Here is a 16,671-nt window from a genome sequence, read left to right on the forward strand (position 1 = left end):
CAGGATACGGACCAGACGATGTTCATCACAGCCCCCGAGCTCGCCGGCGAAACCGGCATCCGCCACGCCTTCTTCACGCGCGAGGGCGGGGTGTCCAAGTGCATCTACACCTCGCTCAATGGCGGGCCGGGCTCAGCCGACGACCCGGCTGCGATCGTCGAGAACCGGGCACGGATGGCTGCACATATGCAGGTGGCCGCCGAGAACCTGATCAGCGTCCATCAGGTGCATTCGCCCGATGTCGAGGTGGTCACGGGTCCCTGGCCTGGCCCGAAGCCGAAGGTCGATGCGATGGTCAGCGTCGCGCATGGCGTCGCACTCGGCGTCTCCAGCGCCGATTGCGGGCCGATCCTGTTCGCCGATTCCGAGGCGGGCGTGATCGGCGCGGCGCATTCCGGCTGGAAGGGCGCCTTTGGCGGCGTCGTTGGCTCGACCGTGACCGCCATGGAAAAGCTTGGCGCGCGGCGCGAGCGCATCATCGCCGTGCTGGGCCCCACCATTTCGGCCAAGGCCTACGAGGTCGGTCCAGAATTCGTCGAGCGCTTCAAGGCCGAGAACCAGACCTATGCGCGGTTCTTCACGGCCTCGGAGCGGCCGGCCCACGCGATGTTCGATCTGCCGGCCTTCATCGCGCTGCGCGCGCAGGAGGCGGGCATCGGCCGGTTCGTCGACATGGCGCTGTGCACCTATGGCGACGAGCAGCGATTCTTCAGCTTCCGCCGCACGACCCATCGCAACGAGCCCGATTACGGCCGGCTGATCTCGGCGATCGCCCTGGCCTGATCGCGGGCGGGGCTGGCCTAGTCCGCCTTTGCGGTTGCCCTCCCCGGCGCGGAGAGTCATCGTCGCCTCGCCAAACACCTTGGCTGAGGGGGCTATCATGGAACAGATCCTGATGAATCTCATTGCCGGCGCCATCGGCGGCAATGCGGCGGGCAAGGCGACGCCCACCTTCGATCTCGGCACCATCGGCAACACCATCTCCGGTCTGGTCGGCGGCGGCGTTTTGGGACAGTTGATCCCACTGCTGCTGCCCGCCATCAGCGCAGCCGCCCAGGGCGGCAATCTCAGCGTGGGCGGCATCCTGACGAACCTGATCGGTGGCGGCGCCGGCGGTGCGATCCTCACGGCCATCATCGGCGCGGTGAAGAACAAGGCTGCCTGACACCTGGCACATCATCGCTGCGGCATTCCGAGACGGGACCCTTCGAGGTCCTGTCTTCGGCGCGCCGCGGCATCGCCCGTTCCGTTGCAACCGAGACCCCTGATCCGCCATGGCCCGCTCGATCGACTACTACTTCACGCTGCTCTCTCCCTGGACCTATCTCGGCCACGCCGCCTTCGTGGATCTCGCGCGGCGCCACGGCTGCAGCATCGTCTATCGCCCGACGCCGCTGCGCATGGTCTTCGACGAGACCGGCGGATTGCCGCTGCCGAAGCGGCATCCGGTGCGCCAGCGCTACCGCATTCTCGAACTCCAGCGCTGGCGCGCGAAACGCGACCTGCCGCTGGTGATTTATCCCAAGCATTTCCCTTTCGATGTCTCACTGGCCGACAGGGTCGTGATCGCGATTGCCCAGGCTGGTGGCGACCCGTCCGGCTTCGTCGGGCAGGTTCTGGCGGGCGTCTGGGCGCGCGACGAGGATCTGTCGAATCCCGAGCTGATTGCGGGGATCGCCGACTCTGCCGGCTTCAATGGGGCGGCGCTCATCGAAGCAGCCAATAGCGAGGCCGTGCTGCAGCTCTACGCGGCGACGATCAATACGGCGGTTGCGGCCGGTGTGTTCGGCGCGCCGAGCTATGTGCTCGCCGGCGAGGTGTTCTGGGGGCAGGACAGGCTCGATCTGCTCGCCGACGCGCTGGCCAGCGGGCGTGGTCCCTATCGCGACGACGCGACGGTGTAGTTTTCCGGCATTGCCACTGCCGTCATTGCGAGCGCAGCGAAGCAATCCAGATTCGCAGAGCGCCAAGACCCCCTGGATTGCTTCGCAGCGCTCGCAATGACGGGGAAATGATCAGCCCACGATGTCGGGCGTGCGCCAGCCGAGATGCTGCCCGGCATCGACCGCGATCATCTGCCCGGTGACCGAGCGTGCCCGGGCGAGATAGAGCACCGCCTCCGCGATCTCGGCGGCATCGACCTTGCGTTCGAGCAGCGTTCCGGCGACCTCGACGGCCATCATCGCTTCGCCGTCATGGGGGTTCGGGAATGTCGGGCCGGGGCCGACCGCATTGACGCGGATGCGCGGCGCCAGCGCCTGCGCCATGGTCTGAGTCGCTGTCAGCAGGGCGGCCTTTGTCAGGGTGTAGGAGTAGTATTGCGGCGTCAGCTTCCAGACACGCTGGTCGATGATGTTCACGATGGCGCCGTCGATGCTCGGGGGCAGGCGGTTGGCCATCGCGCCGGCGAGTACGGACGGCGCGCGCAGGTTGATCGAGAACTGCCGGTTCCAGGTCGCGACGTCGATCGACCGGATATCGTCGAGCAGGAAGCTCGAGGCGTTGTTGACCAGCAACGTGACCGGGCCGAGCGCGGCCTCCGCCACCGGCACGATCGTCTCGACGTCGGCGGGATCGGCGAGATCGGCCGGCACCACGCAGGCGCGGGCGCCTTGTGCGACCAGCGTGGCGGCGAGGGCATCTGCCTCCTCGCGCCCGCTGCCGCAATGGATCGCGACGCTGTATCCGGCGCCGGCGAGACGCTCGACGATAGCGCGGCCGATCCGCTTCGAGCCACCGGTAACCAGCGCGACCTCAGCCATTCCTGCCGTCCGGGGATTTTGCAGATGAGCGCCGCTGCAGCCGGCGTTCCCAGTGCTTGGCTACGCGCAGATAGCGATAGAAGGCGTAGTTCATCGCCGTCATGAAGCCATAGACGCCGCGCAGCGCGTGCCGGCGCCCGATATAGGCCTTGATGAAATTGGCCGGAAACTCCGCAACGAGCCGGAAGACGGAGAGCGTCGCGCCGCGTGCGTCGAGATCGTCGGCCTGCGCGTCGCTGTAGCCGTTGAGCTTATCCATCTGCTCGCCGAGCGAGCGCACGGAATAGTGATGCACCGTCCCGTTCAGGCGGCTGACCCTGGCATCGGGCGCCAGATCGACCCGGTCATGAACCGGCGAGGGCGAATAGCGGCCCTTGGATTTCCGATAGAGGCGCACGGGCGCCAGGGCATAGGCGAAGCGATGCGGCGCGCCTTCGCCGGGGAAAATCTCGGCAATCCGCAGCTTGTAGGCATCCGCGGGCGGCGCGCCCTTGGCGAAGAGGTCCGCGATTTCCGCAACGAGATCGGGCGGCAACACCTCGTCGGCGTCAAGGTTGAGGAGCCAATCATGGCGGCATTGCTCCTCGGCGAAGCGCTTCTGCGGGCCATAACCCGGCCAGTCATTGATTATGACGCGCGCGCCGAGCGCGGCTGCGATCTCCTGCGTGCCGTCGGTCGAGCCGGAATCGACCAATATGATGTCATCGCTCAGGGAGCGGATCGCCTCGATCGTCCGTGCGATGCGATCAGCCTCGTCGCGCGCGATGATGAATATCGAGAGAGGCGGCACGTGCTTGTTTTTCCGTCATTTGCTGCGGTCTATCGCCTTAAGCACGCGGCGAGCAGCCTCGCAAGCGGACGGAGACGGCCTGCCACAATCATGGCGGAACCTTGCGCAATCTGCGGCGTTTTGCGTGCGGGAGGAGTGAGGATGAGTTCACTCTATTAGTATTCAATTTACCATACAGCGTCCTTTAACAATGATTAATCTGGCTTTACACTTTAGCCTTAGTCATCCCAATTCGTGCCGCATTTCTGCCTTGGTCTGACAGGGAGATGTGCTTCCGACGCAACAGACAAAGGCCGTCCGTGGTCTTATACCTACATCATCGAAATCACCCGCCGAGCCCAAGCCCGGCACTAGCGACGACTAAGGAGTACATCATGAAGAACTATCTGCTTTCGGGCGTCGCGGCTCTCGGCCTGATCGTTGCCGGCGCTGCCTCTGCTGCTGACCTGCCGTCCCGCAAGGGCCCGGTGATGGCGCCGGTTTATGCTCCCGTGTTCACCTGGACCGGCTTCTACGTCGGCGCCAACGCCGGCTACGGCTGGGGCAACGTGAACGCTGGCACGACCTTCGCTAACCGCACCGTCACCATCGGTGACACCGACGGTTTCGTTGGCGGTGGCCAGGTTGGCTACAACTACCAGATGGGCCAGTTCGTCCTCGGCCTCGAGGCTGACATCCAGGGCGCCGACCTGAAGACCGGCACCAACGTGTTCGGCGACAGCGTCAGCACCGACTTCTACGGCACGGTCCGCGCTCGCGCCGGCCTCGCCTTCGACCGTATCCTGCCTTACGTCACTGCTGGTTGGGCTTACGGCAACGTGAAGACCACGATCGGCGGCGTCGGCTCGACCGACAAGACCCACACCGGTGGCTACGCTCTCGGCGCTGGTCTTGAGTACGCCTTCACGAACAACCTGGTTGGCGGCGTCGAGTACATGTACGTCGACCTCGGCGAGAAGAACGTGTTCAACTCGGGCGTCAAGGTTGGCCACGACTTCTCGGTCGTCCGCGCTCGCCTGAGCTACAAGTTCTGATCCAGTCTCTCTGAGACGATCAGGGAACCCGGTGGCTTCGGTCACCGGGTTTCTTTTTGTCTGCGTGCCGCATGCGGCGTGGACCCGGTATAAGAAAAGCCGCCAATCCGTCCCGCATGAGCGGGGGGACTGGCGGCTTTCTGATTCTCAGCCGTGCCGGCGGGCTGTGTCAGCCCTTGAAGCGGGTCGCCTCGAAGGCGGGGACAGCCTCGGCGAAGGCATCGAGCCAGGCGACGAGCTGCGGATACTCGGCGCGCCACTTGCCCTCGAAGCGCAGGTCGAGATAGCCGAGCGCGCAGGCAAGCGCGATTTCGCCGATACCGGGCTGGCTCGTCGGATCCGCCGGCGGCAGGGCGTCGAGCGCGGTCAGGGTGCGCGCGACCTTGCCAGCCTGATTGGCGACCCAGGCTTCGTTGCGCATGCCTTCGGGCCGGAAACGGGTCTCGTAGACCTGCAGCAGCGCGGCATCGGCCAGTCCATCGGCCAGCGCCTGCAGGCGCAACTGCGCGAAACGGGCCTCGCCGTTCGGGAAGATTCGTCCGCCGCCGGCAAGATGGTCGAGATATTCCGCGATGACGCGCGAATCGAACAGGGTCGTGCCGTCGTCGAGGACGAGCGTCGGGATCTTGCCGAGCGGGTTCTGCTGACGCAGCGGCTCGGCCGGGTCGGTCGTGTCGGCGGCGACGATCTCGATCTGGTCCATTAGCCCAAGCACGATGGCCGCGATCTTGACCTTGCGGCCAAACGGGGAGGCAGGGGAGGAGCGCAAGGTTAGCATCGGCGGACCTTATCTGATGGCAAGGGGCAAGTTGGTGACGGGCGTTCAGCCGTCGGGGCGGATGGACTCACAGAGGTAGCGCGGGCTTGGCCCCTGCGCGAGGCGCTCTGTCAGGGCCGGCAGCAGAATCTGCGCCTCCTCGGCCAGCTTCCAGGGCGGGTTGACGATCAGCATGCCGGTGGCACTCAGGCCACCGGCCGCCTCGGGACGATCGACATCGATCTCCAGCCGCAGCAGCCGGCCGATTCCCGCTGCCGTGATCCCGCTCATGAGATTGGCGACCGCGAGCCGGTCCTTGACCGGATACCAGAGCGCATAGATGCCGCTCGGCCATTTGCGATGGGCCGCGATGAACTCGGTCTCCAGCGTGGCGAACTCGTCCTTCTCCTCGAAGGGCGGGTCGATCAGCACGAGCCCGCGGCGTTCCTTCGGCGGGACATTGCCGCGCAGCGCGTTCCAGCCATCGATCGGCAGCGCCTTGCAGCGCGAATCGCGGCCGAGCACGGCGGCAAGCTTCTTGTGCGTGTGCTCGTGGAGTTCGGCCGCGATCAGGCGGTCGTCTGCGCGCATGGCGTGGCGGCAGAGCCAGGGCGAGCCGGGATAGGCGTCGGCGCCGAACAGCGCGCGAGCGCCGGAAAGGGCATCCCGCCAGGGTTTCAGCAGCGCCTCGACGGGAGCGGCCAGCGCCGAGCGGTCTATGCGCGCGACGCCGTCCTTCCATTCATAGGTGCGCAGGGCCTCGTCGGAGCCGAGGTCATAGCGGCCGGAGCCGGCATGCGTGTCGACGACGCGATAGGGAGCATCCTTGGCGCCGAGATGCAGCAGGATGCGGGTGAGCATGACGTGCTTCAGGACGTCGGCGAAATTTCCGGCGTGGAAGCCGTGACGGTAATTCATCGGGCGGTCTTACGCGGCTTTTTCGCCGCTGTCAGGACTGCTGGGGATGAGGGCCGTGGAACGTTGGCCATGGCCCGGTGTCAGCGCGGTGCGCTGACCGTGATATCGCGCGTGCGGCAGCCGGAGCGATCGACCTGCTGGCAGGTCTTGAAATTGCGGAGGTCCTTCGTGAAGCAGATCCGGACTTCCTGCAGGACGCCGCGCTTGCAGGCCACGGACATCATGTCGGTGCGCAGGCCGGGATTGGCATCGACGAAGGCGCGTTCGAGGTCGATGGCCGTCCAGCTCTGCTCGCGCTCGGCCTTGGCAAGTTGCGGCGGGATCGTGACCTTGTCGCGCGCACGCCGCACATCGGCGAAGTAGTCCGACGGGCTCGAGCCCGAGCAGGTGCCGTGCTTGCGCCATTCGTAGCGGGCGAGGCTCTCGGTCGGGAACAGGCCCTCGGCCTTCTCGAGCGCGATGCGCGAGGGCGTCCGGCCGGCGGGGCCGCAATCGCTGGGGTAGCCACGCTCAAACTGCGGCCAGAGGCCATGGACCACGAAGCGCAGATTGGCGCCTTCGCCGCACTGCTCGCGGTTGCGCCCACGCCCGCCATCGAGCTCGCAGAAGCCCGGCGACCAGGACAGCGCAAGGACGTAGAAATCGAAATCACCGGGCGCGTCTCCGCCGCGGTTGCTGCGCCACTGGGCCTGGGCATCGCCGGCGAAAACGCTGGCGAGAGCGAGCATCGCAAGCCCTGCACGCAAGAACCTCACAGCGAGATGGCTCGCGCGCTCAGGGGCGGGCCATCTTGCAGTCGGGCGCATAGGAGCGATGGCGGTCGAGCCCGCTGACGCACCAGTTGACGTTCCAGGTGTAGCCGAAGAGGCCGAGATTCTCGCGGACCGAATAGTCGACGCGACGCAGCGAGCCGTCGTTCAGCGCGACGCGACCGGTGCAGAAGCGGCGCGGAATCAGGTCGTCGCCCATCGGGCGGAAGCCGATCGGCTGGATACGGTCGAAGGCGACCGCCTGGAGTGGGCCCCAGAACTTGGCCTCGCGCGAGTTGAACCAGCTGGTGATCTCGCCGAGGACGGCCGGATCCTCGCAAGCGGGCAGGTTGCCGTACATCGGGACGATGCGGTTTTCGGCAATGTCGGGCGGTGCAACGTAGCGGCGGCTCGAGGCGTCGGCCGAAACGGCGGCGCTCGCGAAGGCGAGGGAGATCAGGGCGGTTCGCAGCAAAGCGCGGCGCATGGGAGCTAGCCTCGTGCAGGGACAGGCGACGGAATCTTGCGGCACGATGGCTGTCGCGCGCGTGAGGGTCAAGCGTTCGCCGCTGCGTTCGGTAAACCGGCGGCGGCCTGTGGTATTTCGATCCTCACGGGCGGGCCGCCTATCGACGCTCTTGTCTTGCTGCCGCGATCTGCTTTGACTGTCGCCATTACGCGATATGCGACGCCCGGCCGGAGGTTGAGAATGACTGTGTCACATGATGATCCGGCTGCCCGGATCACCGATCCCGACGAGATGCGGGCCCATTTCGGCGCTGTCAGCCCGATCGTCGATCGCAAGGTGCTCAACCGGCTCGACCAGTTCTGCCGCGACTTCATCGCGCTGTCGCCATTCCTGGTGCTGGCGACGGCGGATTCCGAGGGGCGTGCAGACGCCAGCCCGCGCGGCGACGGCCCCGGTTTCGTACGCGTGCTCGACGACACGACGCTGGTCATCCCCGACCGTCGCGGCAACAACCGGATCGACAGCTTTCGGAATGTCCTGTCGGCCCCGGGCGTCGGCCTCGTCTTCATGGTGCCGGGCATCAACGAGACGCTCCGCGTCAATGGCAAGGCGCGGGCGACCCGCGATCCCGATTTGCTCGCGCCCTCCACGGTGCAGGAGCGGCCGCCGTTGACGGGCCTCGTTGTCGAAGTCGAGGAAGCCTATTTCCACTGCGGCAAGGCGCTGATGCGCTCAAAGCTGTGGGACCCCGCCGCGCAGGTCGAACGCAGCCGCTTTCCGACACTGGGCCGCATCGTCGCCGAGCAGACCAGGGCGATCGGCGTTGCCGAAGCTGAGGCCAATCTCGAGGAGGCCTATCGGCTGCGCTTGTATTGAAGCGGCTGATGCAGGCGGCCTGAACCGGGCGAAGCGAAGGCCTCGTCCCGGAAACGTGTCCCGAGCACAAGCCCGGCCTACGGCGGATTCCGGAACCGTTTCGCGAATTGGCGTGTCCGGGACCTGGCGCCGGTCTTGTCTAAATCGTTCTAGCCGAACGACTCTTCCAGCATGATCGCGAAATCCGCTGCTGTCGCCTGTCGCGGGTTGGTCGCGCTGGAGTGGTCCTTCACGGCGGCCTCCGCAATGGCGGGGATCACCGCGTGAGGCAGGCCCATATGGGAAAGCGTCGCTGGCAGGCCGAGGCGCGAGACGAGCCCGGCGATCCAGACCGAGAGGTCCGTATCGGGGGCGAGCCCGAGCACGCGCCGGATCTCCGCATATTTGGCCTTCGCCTCAGGCTCGTTGAAGCGGAGTACCGCCGGCAGCAGCACGGCGTTCAGTGTGCCGTGATGCAGCGAGACCTCCTTGAGGCCGCCGAGCGGATGCGACAGCGAATGCACGGCGCCGAGCCCCTTCTGGAAGGTCATGCCGCCCTGCAGCGCGGCCATCATCATTTCCTTGCGGGCCTCACGATCCGAGCCATCCTTGACCGCGCGCTCGATGAAGGCGACGGCGCGCTTGAGCCCGTCGAGCGCGATCGCCTCGGCCGGCGGGTTTTCGCGCGGGCTGAGATAGGTCTCGATGCAGTGGGTGACGGCGTCCATGCCGGTGGCGGCGGTGAGCCAGGCCGGCAGGCCCATGGTCAGCTCGGGGTCGCAGATCGCGATGCGCGGGATCAGGTGCGGCGAGATGAAGCCGAGCTTGCGGCCGTCCTTCAACGTGATCAGCGCAGCACGGCCGACCTCGCTGCCGGTGCCCGATGTGGTCGGGACGGCGATGACGGGCGCGACCGCCGATGTCACGCGCGGAATGCCGCCGAGGATCGCGGCATAGGTTTCGAGCGGGCCCGGATGGGTCGCCAGCAGCGCGACGCCCTTGGCGAGGTCTATCGGCGAGCCGCCGCCGATTGCGACGAGGCCGTCGCAGCCATACTGGCGGTAGAGGACGAGGGCGGCCTCGACGGCGTCCTCCGTGGGGTTGGTTGGGGTCGCGTCGAAGACGGGGGCTGCCTGCAGCGTCGCCGACTGGTTCTGGACGGTCGCGACTAGCCCGGCGGCGACGATGCCCTTGTCGGCGATGATCAGCGGCTTCTTCACACCGAGCCCTGCAAGATCGGCCTCGATGCCGGCGATCTCGCCGAAACCGAACTTGATGGTGGTCAGGTAGGTGATCAAAGCCATGTCGGGTTCTCGCAGCAGACGGGAGCGAAGCTTGGCGCAGACAGCTAGGGCAGATCAAGCGCCGCTGCGACCGGCTCGCTCTTGCGCTCGAGCACCAGCAGGGCAAAACCCGCAGCAACGATCAGCCCGGCGCCCAGCAGCATCGCCGGCGTCGGCCAGTCGCCGAAAACGAGCCAGCCGAACAGCAGCGCCCACAGGATCAGCGTGTACTGGTAGGGCACCACGACCGAGGCCTCGGCGAGCTTGAGCGAACGCGTCACGCACAGATGAGCGATCATCGCGACGATGCCGAGCAGGCCGAGCAGGGCGGTGTCGAGCAGGCTCGGCATGACCCAGCCGAGCGGCAGGAGCGCCACGCCCATCAGCATGGTGAAAAGCGTCTGCCAGGCGACCAGGGTGACATCGGGGGTGCCGCGCAACTTGCGGCCGGCGATCATCAGGGCCGCGAACAGAAGGCTGCCGAGCAAGGCGATCAGGCTCGGCGTCGAGAGGCTTGCCCCGCTCGGCGCCATCGTGATGGCGACGCCCAGAAAGCCGACCAGCGCGGCCATCCAGCGCCCGAGGCTGACACGCTCGCCAAGCACGAGTGCAGCCAGGACGACGACCCAGACGGAGCCCGCCATCCAGATCGTCATGGTGTCGGCTAGCGGGAGATAGGACACAGCCCAATAAAACGTGGTGGCCTCGCAGGCGCTCAGGGCAGCGCGCAGGACCTGGAGGCCTGGGCGTTCGGGCCGCAGCGTACGGGACAGGCCCTGCTTGACGACGAATGGCGCCAGCACGGCCAAGGCCGCCGCGCTGCGGATGAGCAGCAACTGCCCCACCGTATAGGTCGCCATCAGCCATTTGCCGAGCACGTCGTTGACCGAGAACAGCAGGATGCCGAGCAGCATCATGCCGATGCCGGCTAGGGTGGTGTTGCGTGAGGGCATGGGTTCTTGGACAGACGAGGGCGGCAGGAGGCCTGCTTTGCCGCAGCGCTGCCCACGACACAAGCGCGTGCCAGGCAGAGCTGCCTGCGCCTTGTGCAGGTTCTCAATATTTCGGCGTTGACTTAATTAAGTGGATGGCAAATTATAGGCCCATGGATCAGTTCACTGCCCTTGCCGAGCCGACACGCCGCAGCATCATCGAGATGCTGGGGCAGGGCTCCTTGTCGGCCGGCGAGATCAGGGCGCATTTCGATGTCAGCGCGCCGGCGATATCGCAGCACCTCAAGGTTCTGCGCGAGGCCGGGCTGGTCCAGGTCGAGGTCCGTGGCCAGCACCGGATCTATCGACTCGACCCCGCCGGGCTCGATGCATTCGATGCCTGGGTCCGCAAGGTCCGCGGCTTCTGGGGCACGCATCTCGATCGTCTCGAACATGAGCTGGCGAAACCCGAGTCCAGTGAGGGAGAAGGCTGATGTCGGACTATGGCGTGGTTCTGGAGAGCGGGGCGGTGCGTTTCGAGCGCCTGCTGCCTGGCCCCATCGAGCGGGTCTGGGCTTATCTGACCGAAAGCGACAAGCGCGCGACCTGGTTTGCCGGCGGCGATTTCGAGCTGCGGGAGGGCGGGGCGGCGAAGCTGTTGTTCAAGCACTCCATGATCACCGACGAGGCGCCGCCCGAGCGCTACCGCGAGATGAACGATACCGGCATCTGGAGCACGGAGCGGATCCTCCGCTGCGAGCCGCCGCATGCGCTGGCGATCAGTTGGGGCAGCCCGGACGAACCGGATTCCGAGGTCACCTTCGAGCTTGCCGAGCAGGGCGACAAGGTCAGGCTGGTGCTGACGCATCGCCAGATCGCAAGCGCGGCCTCCATGCGCAGCTTCTCCGGCGGCTGGCATATCCATCTCGGCATTCTCGACGACATTCTTGCCAGCCGGCCCAAGCGCGGCTTCTGGTCTGCCTTCGAGGCAGTCGAGGCAGAGTATGCCGAGCGGCAAAAGGGAGCGGCGGTTTAGGCCGGCACGCAACGTGATCGCCATGGGGCCCGGTGCAAGCGCCGGGCCCGATTTTGAGGTGTCCTGCTTCGACCCGTTGCGGACATGTCCATCGCAAGCGCCGAACCGATCTTCCAGCTTTTGCCCTGGCCAATGGTCTGCAGGCTATCTCCACTCGATGCGACCGGTCGCTATTGGGCCAACCTGTAGCGGGCGGCGGCTTGTCCATCGAACATCGACTGCATGAGCGTGCCTGCCGATGCGACGTGGTCGACCAGAATAGGCGCGTCGTGGAGCGAAGGCGCGGTTATCCGTTCCCCCTGATCCAGGCCGGACAAGGCGGCGTCGACGCAATCCTCGGCTGACATGACGATGTTTGCAGGCAAGGCTTCCAACGCGCTGCCGCCGCCGGCGACCTCCCATCCTTCCGAGGTCACGGCGCCAGGGAGAACCAGCTGGACGCGCACGGACGTCCCCTCGACCTCGTTTTGAAGGCTCTGCGTGAACAGGGAGACATAGGCCTTGGTGGAGCCGTAGACGGGAATGTTCGGATAAGGTGCGAACCCCGCACCGGATCCGATGTTGATGAGCGCCCCGCCACCCTTGGCCTTGAACGCGACGAGTGCCGCCTTGGACAGCAGTGTCAGCGCCGTCACGTTCAGGGCAATCATCGTGGAAATGACCGCGTCGGGCGTCTCCGTCAGCGGCCTCATCGTCGAAAACCCGGCATTGTTCACCAGGACCGAAATCGACGGATCGTCCTGAATCCCGGAGACCACCGACGCGACGCCGGAGGGTTGGGAGAGGTCGGCGACCAGGACTTCGGCCTTGATCTGGAAACGCTGCTGCAGATCGTCCGCGATCTGGCGCAACCGGTCTTCGCGCCGGGCGACGAGCACGAGATCATGGCCGCGTGCGGCAAGCCGCTCGGCATAGACCTTGCCGATGCCGGACGATGCACCGGTGACGATGGCGGTGCCGGGCTTGCCAGGATGGGATTGAGGCAAAACGATCTCCTACGGGATAATCAGGGGGGGCGACGGATGTCCCGCATACGGTATAATCGATATACTAGGTGTCAATTACGCACCGCTCATACACTAGGTATCGTTGAGGAGACCGGATGGCTTACACAGAGCAGCAAGTAATCGAAACATTGCCCGCAGTTCGTACGGTTCTCGAACAGGTCGCGCATAAATGGTCGATCTTAATCCTCACCTTCCTGTGTGAGGAGCCGAGACGCTTCAACGCTCTGAAGCGCCGGCTGGACGGCATTACCCAAAAGGCGCTGACCGAATCCCTGCGCCGCCTGGAGCGGAACGGATTGGTGCATCGTCGCGTCACGGTGACCTCGCCGATTGCCGTTGTGTATTCGATCACGCCTTTGGGCCGCACCCTGCAGGACCCGTTTCTGGCGTTGTATAACTGGGCGGTCGACCATCAGGCGGACCTGTCGAGCGCTCAGCAACATTTCGATCTGGAAGGCCGGTAAGGTTCGACCGCCCGCTGGTGGCGGAAAACCAGACGCTCCCAACTTATCCCCGCCACCCACGGCCGGCCTCATAGTCGCCTCGCTCCGCCCGACCAAGGGGGCTGTCGCGAGGCGTCGTGCGGCCGGGCGGGGTTGCGGTGTTCATGGTGGCGGCCGTCGCGGGCTTGTCGCCATGGAGGCGCCGTCCGCCGGCCGCGCCGAACAGGCAGGCACGGGTCCATAGCCGGACTCTGAACCGACGGACGGGCCCCCAGAGAACCGCGTGCGGGACGGTCGAGGCGGCCCTTGGCGCTGCTCGACTTCGTATCGACATCGACATCGGCTCGCAGCCGTCGACTGCGACGCCCCGGCCGTCCCGCGCATCCCCTGCGGAACACCCTCGCGGCGCAAGCCGGCGGGGTTTTCCGCGCGCGGCATTGCGTCCTCCAAGCCCTCATCCTGAGGAGCGCCGCAGGCGCGTCTTGAAGGATGGTTCAGGAGGTCCGGGAGCCCAGGCGAGCATCCTTCGAGACGCCGGGTTCCGCGGCTCCTCAGGATGAGGGCTCGCGGGTAGGCTGGGGAGCGGGTTTCAGAGGCTCGCCGCAGCGCGCGCGGCCTGGTCGTACTGGCCCGAGAGCGAGCGCATGGTGGCTGCGATCTCGGAGAGGCGTGCCGGCTCCATGCCTGTGGCGAGGACCGACTTCACCAGCAGTTGCTCGCGGATCTGGGCGTAGCGCTGGCAGGCTTCCTCGCCGGCCGGCGTCACCGCTACGGTCTTCTCCTTGCCCTTGCGGCCGCCTTTCAGCAGTTTCAGGCGCTCCAGCTTCTTCAGCGAGTAATTCACGACATGAGTGTCCTCGATGTTGAGGACGAGGCAGATGTCGGCGAGGCGCTTGGGTTTTGCGCGGTGGTTGACGTTGTGCAGCACCAGCACGTCGAGCGGCGACAGGTCGGGAACACCCGCCGCCGCCATGCAGCGCACCATCCAGCGATGGAAGGCGTGGACGGTCATGCTGAGGGCGAACTCGAATTCGGAGGCTGCCGGCATCGCGCCGGAAGCGAGATGGCCGGAGGATACGATCGGTCCGAGGGGGTCAATCGAGATTGAGGGCGGTGACACGACATTTGTCCGAGGCGCGGGGAACCCTCTCCCGCAGGGAGAGGGTGGGGTGAGGAGTAGGCCGCTGGGCGTCACGGTCGGGCGTGACCGACCATAGCTGCCACCGGCTGCTTCCTTCACTGGGGTCTCGGGCGGCCTGCGCTTTTGCGCGGCCCGAGACAGGCGAGGCCGTCCTGTGTCACATCTTCTTGTAGGCGTCGACGATTGCCTGGCCGTCAGCGCCGGCCTTCTTCAGCCAGTCGGCCGTCAGGGTCTCGCCGGCCTTCTTGAACCCGGCCGAGAGCGCGGGCGAGGGGTCCTGCACCTTCATACCCTTGGCCTTGAGCTGGTCGAGATACCAGCCGGCCTTGTCCTGCCATGCCTTCCAGCCACGTGTTTCGGCGATCGCGGCCGCCTTCAGCAAGGCTTCCTGAGTCGGCTTGTCGAGCGCATCGAAGGCGGCCTTGTTCACGAAGGTCGCGTCCTTGGGGATCCAGGCCTTGACGTCATAGAAATGCGTCAGCGATTCCCAGACCTTACTGTCATAGCCGGTGCCGCCCGACGACATGAAGGAGTTGACCACGCCGGTGGCGAGCGCCTGCGGCAGTTCGGCGGCCTGGATGGTCACAGACTGCATGCCGAGCAGTTCGCCAAGCCGCGCCGTGCCGACATTGTAGGAGCGCCATTTCAGCCCCTTCATGTCCTCGATGACGTTGATGTCCTTCTTGGCATAGACGCCCTGGGGCGCCCACGGGATCATGAACAGCAGCTTGAGGCCCTGTGCGTCGAGCTTCTTCTCCACGGCAGGCTTGGACGCCTTGTAGAGGTTCATCGCCTCGGGAAAACTCGCCGCGAGGAAGGGCACGACGTCGATGCCGAAGACCGGGTCCTCATTCTCGTGGATCGAGAGCAGCACCTCGCCCATTTGCGCCTGGCCGGTCTGGACGGCGCGCTTGATCTCGGGAGCCTTGAACAGCGAGGCGTTGGCATGGACCGTGATGGTCAGCTTGCCACCCGTTGCGGCCTCGACATCCCGAGCGAAGGCCACGAGGTTTTCGCTGTGCGGGTTATCGGCGGGATAGGCGGCCGGCAGGTTCCACTTGACCTGCGCGACGGCGGCGGGGGCAGCCAGCGCCAGGGTGCCAGTGGCGACGCCGATTGCGAGCAGGCCCTTGAGGAAGACGTTGCGGTTCATGAAGTATCTCCGTTCCCTTGTTATTGATGAGGCATCATTTCGGAAAGGCGAGTTCGGGTAAATACATGACGATCTGCGGGAATATCGTGATGATCGCGACCGCAGCCACCAGCAGGAAGAAGAATGGCAGCGCTGCCAGCGCAACCGTGTTGGAATCCTTGCCCGACATGGTCTGGAGCACGAAGAGGTTGAAGCCGACCGGCGGCGAGACCTCCGCCATCTCGACGATCAGCACGAGGAAGATGCCGAACCAGACGAGGTCGAAGCCGGCCGTCTTGATCATCGGGATCACGATGGCCGTCGTCAGCACGATCATCGAGATGCCGTCGAGCGCGGTGCCGAGCACGATGTACATCACCGTCAGGGCGGCGATCAGCGCATAGGGCGAGAGGTGCAGGCTATCGACCCATTCGGCGAGTGCCAGCGGGATGCCGGTATAGGCCATCGAGGTCGACATGAAGGAGGCGCCGGCCAGGATCAGCATAATCATGCAGGTGATCCGGGTGGTGCCCATCACGCTCTGCCAGAACGCGTCCTTGGTCAGCCCGCCCGACCACCAGGCGATGCCGAAGGAGCCCAGAACGCCCCAGGCCGCGCATTCGGTCGCGGTCGCCCAGCCCAGCAGCAGCGACAGGAAGACCAGCGCGATCAGGAGCATGCATGGGATCAACTGCGCCGATTCCCGCAGCTTCTGGCGGAACGGCATCGACGGCTCGGGCGGCGGCGACTTGTCGGGGTTAAGCAGGTGCCAGACCACGATGTATCCGGAGTACAGTGCCATCACGAGCACTCCCGGCAGGAAGCCGGCGAGGAAGACCTGGATGATCGAGACATTTGCCGCCACCGCGTAGACCACCATGGTGATCGAGGGCGGGATCAGGATGCCGAGCGTGCCGGCGCCTGCGAGCGAACCCAGCGCGACCTTCTCGTCATAGCCGCGCCTCTTGAGTTCGGGCAGCGCGATCTTTGCGACGGTGGCGCAGGTCGCGGCCGACGAGCCCGAGACCGAGCCGAAGATGCCGCAAGCGAGCACGTTCACATGCATCAGCCGGCCGGGCAGCCAGTTGAGCCAGGGGGCCAGGCCCCGGAACATCTCTTCCGAGAGCTTTGTCCGGTAGAGGATCTCGCCCATCCAGATGAAAAGCGGCAACGCGGCCAGTGTCCAGGAGGCGCTGTTGCCCCAGATCGTGGTGGCGAGCACGGCCCCGGCGGGGATGCCGCCGCCGACGAACTGCATGGCGACCCAGCCGCAGGCCATCAGCGAGATCGCGATCCAGACGCCGCCGGCCAGGAAGACGACCAGCAGGAGCAGGAGCAGGGCGGAAATCTCGATCATCGGCAT

20 protein-coding genes are annotated in these 16,671 nt (G+C 65.8%); 8 read left to right on the forward strand and 12 right to left on the reverse strand.

Features of this window, described 5'->3' with window-relative positions; genetic code table 11:
- Positions 1 to 18 precede the first annotated feature (18 nt).
- The 3 genes from pgeF (at position 19) to AC1D2L_RS05855 (ending at position 1,904) form a co-directional block, all read left to right on the forward strand.
- Positions 19 to 783 carry a peptidoglycan editing factor PgeF gene (gene pgeF, locus AC1D2L_RS05845; protein ID WP_476844892.1) on the forward strand — a complete coding sequence of 255 codons (765 nt, stop codon included), beginning with the start codon at positions 19 to 21 and terminating at the stop codon, positions 781 to 783.
- A 97-nt stretch (positions 784 to 880) separates the two neighbouring features.
- The gene (locus AC1D2L_RS05850; RefSeq protein WP_476844893.1) at positions 881 to 1,165 is read left to right on the forward strand and encodes a hypothetical protein; all 285 of its coding nucleotides are present in this window, start codon (positions 881 to 883) and stop codon (positions 1,163 to 1,165) included.
- Positions 1,166 to 1,274: 109 nt separating this feature from the next.
- The gene (locus tag AC1D2L_RS05855) at positions 1,275 to 1,904 is read left to right on the forward strand and encodes a DsbA family protein (RefSeq protein ID WP_476844894.1); all 630 of its coding nucleotides are present in this window, start codon (positions 1,275 to 1,277) and stop codon (positions 1,902 to 1,904) included.
- 111 nt (positions 1,905 to 2,015) lie between these two features.
- On the opposite strand, the gene AC1D2L_RS05860 is transcribed toward AC1D2L_RS05855, so the two are convergent.
- Together AC1D2L_RS05860 and AC1D2L_RS05865 are read right to left on the reverse strand one after the other, a co-directional pair.
- Positions 2,016 to 2,762, reverse strand: coding sequence for an SDR family oxidoreductase (locus AC1D2L_RS05860; protein WP_476844895.1), 747 nt, complete (start codon positions 2,760 to 2,762; stop codon positions 2,016 to 2,018).
- On the reverse strand, positions 2,755 to 3,552 hold the full coding sequence (locus AC1D2L_RS05865; protein ID WP_476844896.1) for a glycosyltransferase family 2 protein: 798 nt from the start codon (positions 3,550 to 3,552) through the stop codon (positions 2,755 to 2,757). The genes AC1D2L_RS05860 and AC1D2L_RS05865 overlap by 8 nt, the downstream gene beginning before the upstream one ends.
- A 374-nt stretch (positions 3,553 to 3,926) precedes the next feature.
- Here AC1D2L_RS05865 and AC1D2L_RS05870 point away from each other — a divergent pair, with 374 nt between their 5' ends.
- Positions 3,927 to 4,586, forward strand: a complete 660-nt coding sequence (locus AC1D2L_RS05870) for an outer membrane protein (protein ID WP_476844897.1) — start codon at positions 3,927 to 3,929, stop codon at positions 4,584 to 4,586.
- A gap of 169 nt (positions 4,587 to 4,755) precedes the next feature.
- Here AC1D2L_RS05870 and AC1D2L_RS05875 read toward each other — a convergent pair whose 3' ends face one another.
- The 4 genes from AC1D2L_RS05875 to AC1D2L_RS05890 all read right to left on the reverse strand — a co-directional run bounded on the left by AC1D2L_RS05875 (position 4,756) and on the right by AC1D2L_RS05890 (position 7,497).
- A complete protein-coding gene (locus AC1D2L_RS05875; protein WP_476844898.1) occupies positions 4,756 to 5,364 on the reverse strand; it encodes a glutathione S-transferase family protein in 609 nt (202 codons plus the stop codon).
- Between the two features lie 45 nt (positions 5,365 to 5,409).
- Entirely contained in the window at positions 5,410 to 6,261 is an 852-nt protein-coding gene (locus tag AC1D2L_RS05880) for a 23S rRNA (adenine(2030)-N(6))-methyltransferase RlmJ (RefSeq protein WP_476844899.1), read from the reverse strand.
- A gap of 80 nt (positions 6,262 to 6,341) precedes the next feature.
- On the reverse strand, positions 6,342 to 6,989 hold the full coding sequence (locus AC1D2L_RS05885; protein WP_476844900.1) for a ribonuclease T2 family protein: 648 nt from the start codon (positions 6,987 to 6,989) through the stop codon (positions 6,342 to 6,344).
- Between the two features lie 46 nt (positions 6,990 to 7,035).
- A complete protein-coding gene (locus tag AC1D2L_RS05890) occupies positions 7,036 to 7,497 on the reverse strand; it encodes a hypothetical protein (protein ID WP_476844901.1) in 462 nt (153 codons plus the stop codon).
- A gap of 222 nt (positions 7,498 to 7,719) precedes the next feature.
- Here AC1D2L_RS05890 and AC1D2L_RS05895 point away from each other — a divergent pair, with 222 nt between their 5' ends.
- The gene (locus tag AC1D2L_RS05895) at positions 7,720 to 8,355 is read left to right on the forward strand and encodes a pyridoxamine 5'-phosphate oxidase family protein (RefSeq protein ID WP_476844902.1); all 636 of its coding nucleotides are present in this window, start codon (positions 7,720 to 7,722) and stop codon (positions 8,353 to 8,355) included.
- Positions 8,356 to 8,504: 149 nt separating this feature from the next.
- Here the strand turns inward: AC1D2L_RS05895 and AC1D2L_RS05900 are convergent, their stop codons facing one another.
- Positions 8,505 to 9,638 carry an iron-containing alcohol dehydrogenase gene (locus tag AC1D2L_RS05900; protein WP_476844903.1) on the reverse strand — a complete coding sequence of 378 codons (1,134 nt, stop codon included), beginning with the start codon at positions 9,636 to 9,638 and terminating at the stop codon, positions 8,505 to 8,507.
- 44 nt (positions 9,639 to 9,682) lie between these two features.
- On the reverse strand, positions 9,683 to 10,570 hold the full coding sequence (locus AC1D2L_RS05905; RefSeq protein WP_476844904.1) for a DMT family transporter: 888 nt from the start codon (positions 10,568 to 10,570) through the stop codon (positions 9,683 to 9,685).
- Between the two features lie 152 nt (positions 10,571 to 10,722).
- Between AC1D2L_RS05905 and AC1D2L_RS05910 the strand changes: the two genes are divergently transcribed.
- Positions 10,723 to 11,043 carry a metalloregulator ArsR/SmtB family transcription factor gene (locus tag AC1D2L_RS05910; RefSeq protein WP_476844905.1) on the forward strand — a complete coding sequence of 107 codons (321 nt, stop codon included), beginning with the start codon at positions 10,723 to 10,725 and terminating at the stop codon, positions 11,041 to 11,043.
- The gene (locus AC1D2L_RS05915; protein ID WP_476844906.1) at positions 11,043 to 11,585 is read left to right on the forward strand and encodes an SRPBCC family protein; all 543 of its coding nucleotides are present in this window, start codon (positions 11,043 to 11,045) and stop codon (positions 11,583 to 11,585) included. Before AC1D2L_RS05910 ends, AC1D2L_RS05915 begins: the two co-directional genes overlap by 1 nt.
- A gap of 170 nt (positions 11,586 to 11,755) precedes the next feature.
- Here the strand turns inward: AC1D2L_RS05915 and AC1D2L_RS05920 are convergent, their stop codons facing one another.
- Positions 11,756 to 12,571, reverse strand: a complete 816-nt coding sequence (locus AC1D2L_RS05920) for an SDR family NAD(P)-dependent oxidoreductase (RefSeq protein ID WP_476844907.1) — start codon at positions 12,569 to 12,571, stop codon at positions 11,756 to 11,758.
- A gap of 116 nt (positions 12,572 to 12,687) precedes the next feature.
- Here AC1D2L_RS05920 and AC1D2L_RS05925 point away from each other — a divergent pair, with 116 nt between their 5' ends.
- A complete protein-coding gene (locus AC1D2L_RS05925) occupies positions 12,688 to 13,056 on the forward strand; it encodes a winged helix-turn-helix transcriptional regulator (protein WP_476844908.1) in 369 nt (122 codons plus the stop codon).
- Between the two features lie 568 nt (positions 13,057 to 13,624).
- Here AC1D2L_RS05925 and AC1D2L_RS05930 read toward each other — a convergent pair.
- The 3 genes from AC1D2L_RS05930 to AC1D2L_RS05940 all read right to left on the reverse strand — a co-directional run bounded on the left by AC1D2L_RS05930 (position 13,625) and on the right by AC1D2L_RS05940 (position 16,671).
- A complete protein-coding gene (locus tag AC1D2L_RS05930) occupies positions 13,625 to 14,155 on the reverse strand; it encodes a winged helix DNA-binding protein (RefSeq protein WP_476844909.1) in 531 nt (176 codons plus the stop codon).
- Positions 14,156 to 14,333: 178 nt separating this feature from the next.
- Positions 14,334 to 15,329, reverse strand: a complete 996-nt coding sequence (locus AC1D2L_RS05935) for a TRAP transporter substrate-binding protein (RefSeq protein WP_476844910.1) — start codon at positions 15,327 to 15,329, stop codon at positions 14,334 to 14,336.
- Positions 15,330 to 15,363: 34 nt separating this feature from the next.
- A complete protein-coding gene (locus AC1D2L_RS05940; RefSeq protein WP_476844911.1) occupies positions 15,364 to 16,671 on the reverse strand; it encodes a TRAP transporter large permease in 1,308 nt (435 codons plus the stop codon).

It is taken from the genome of Allobosea sp. P1_B10 (genome assembly GCF_056406735.1).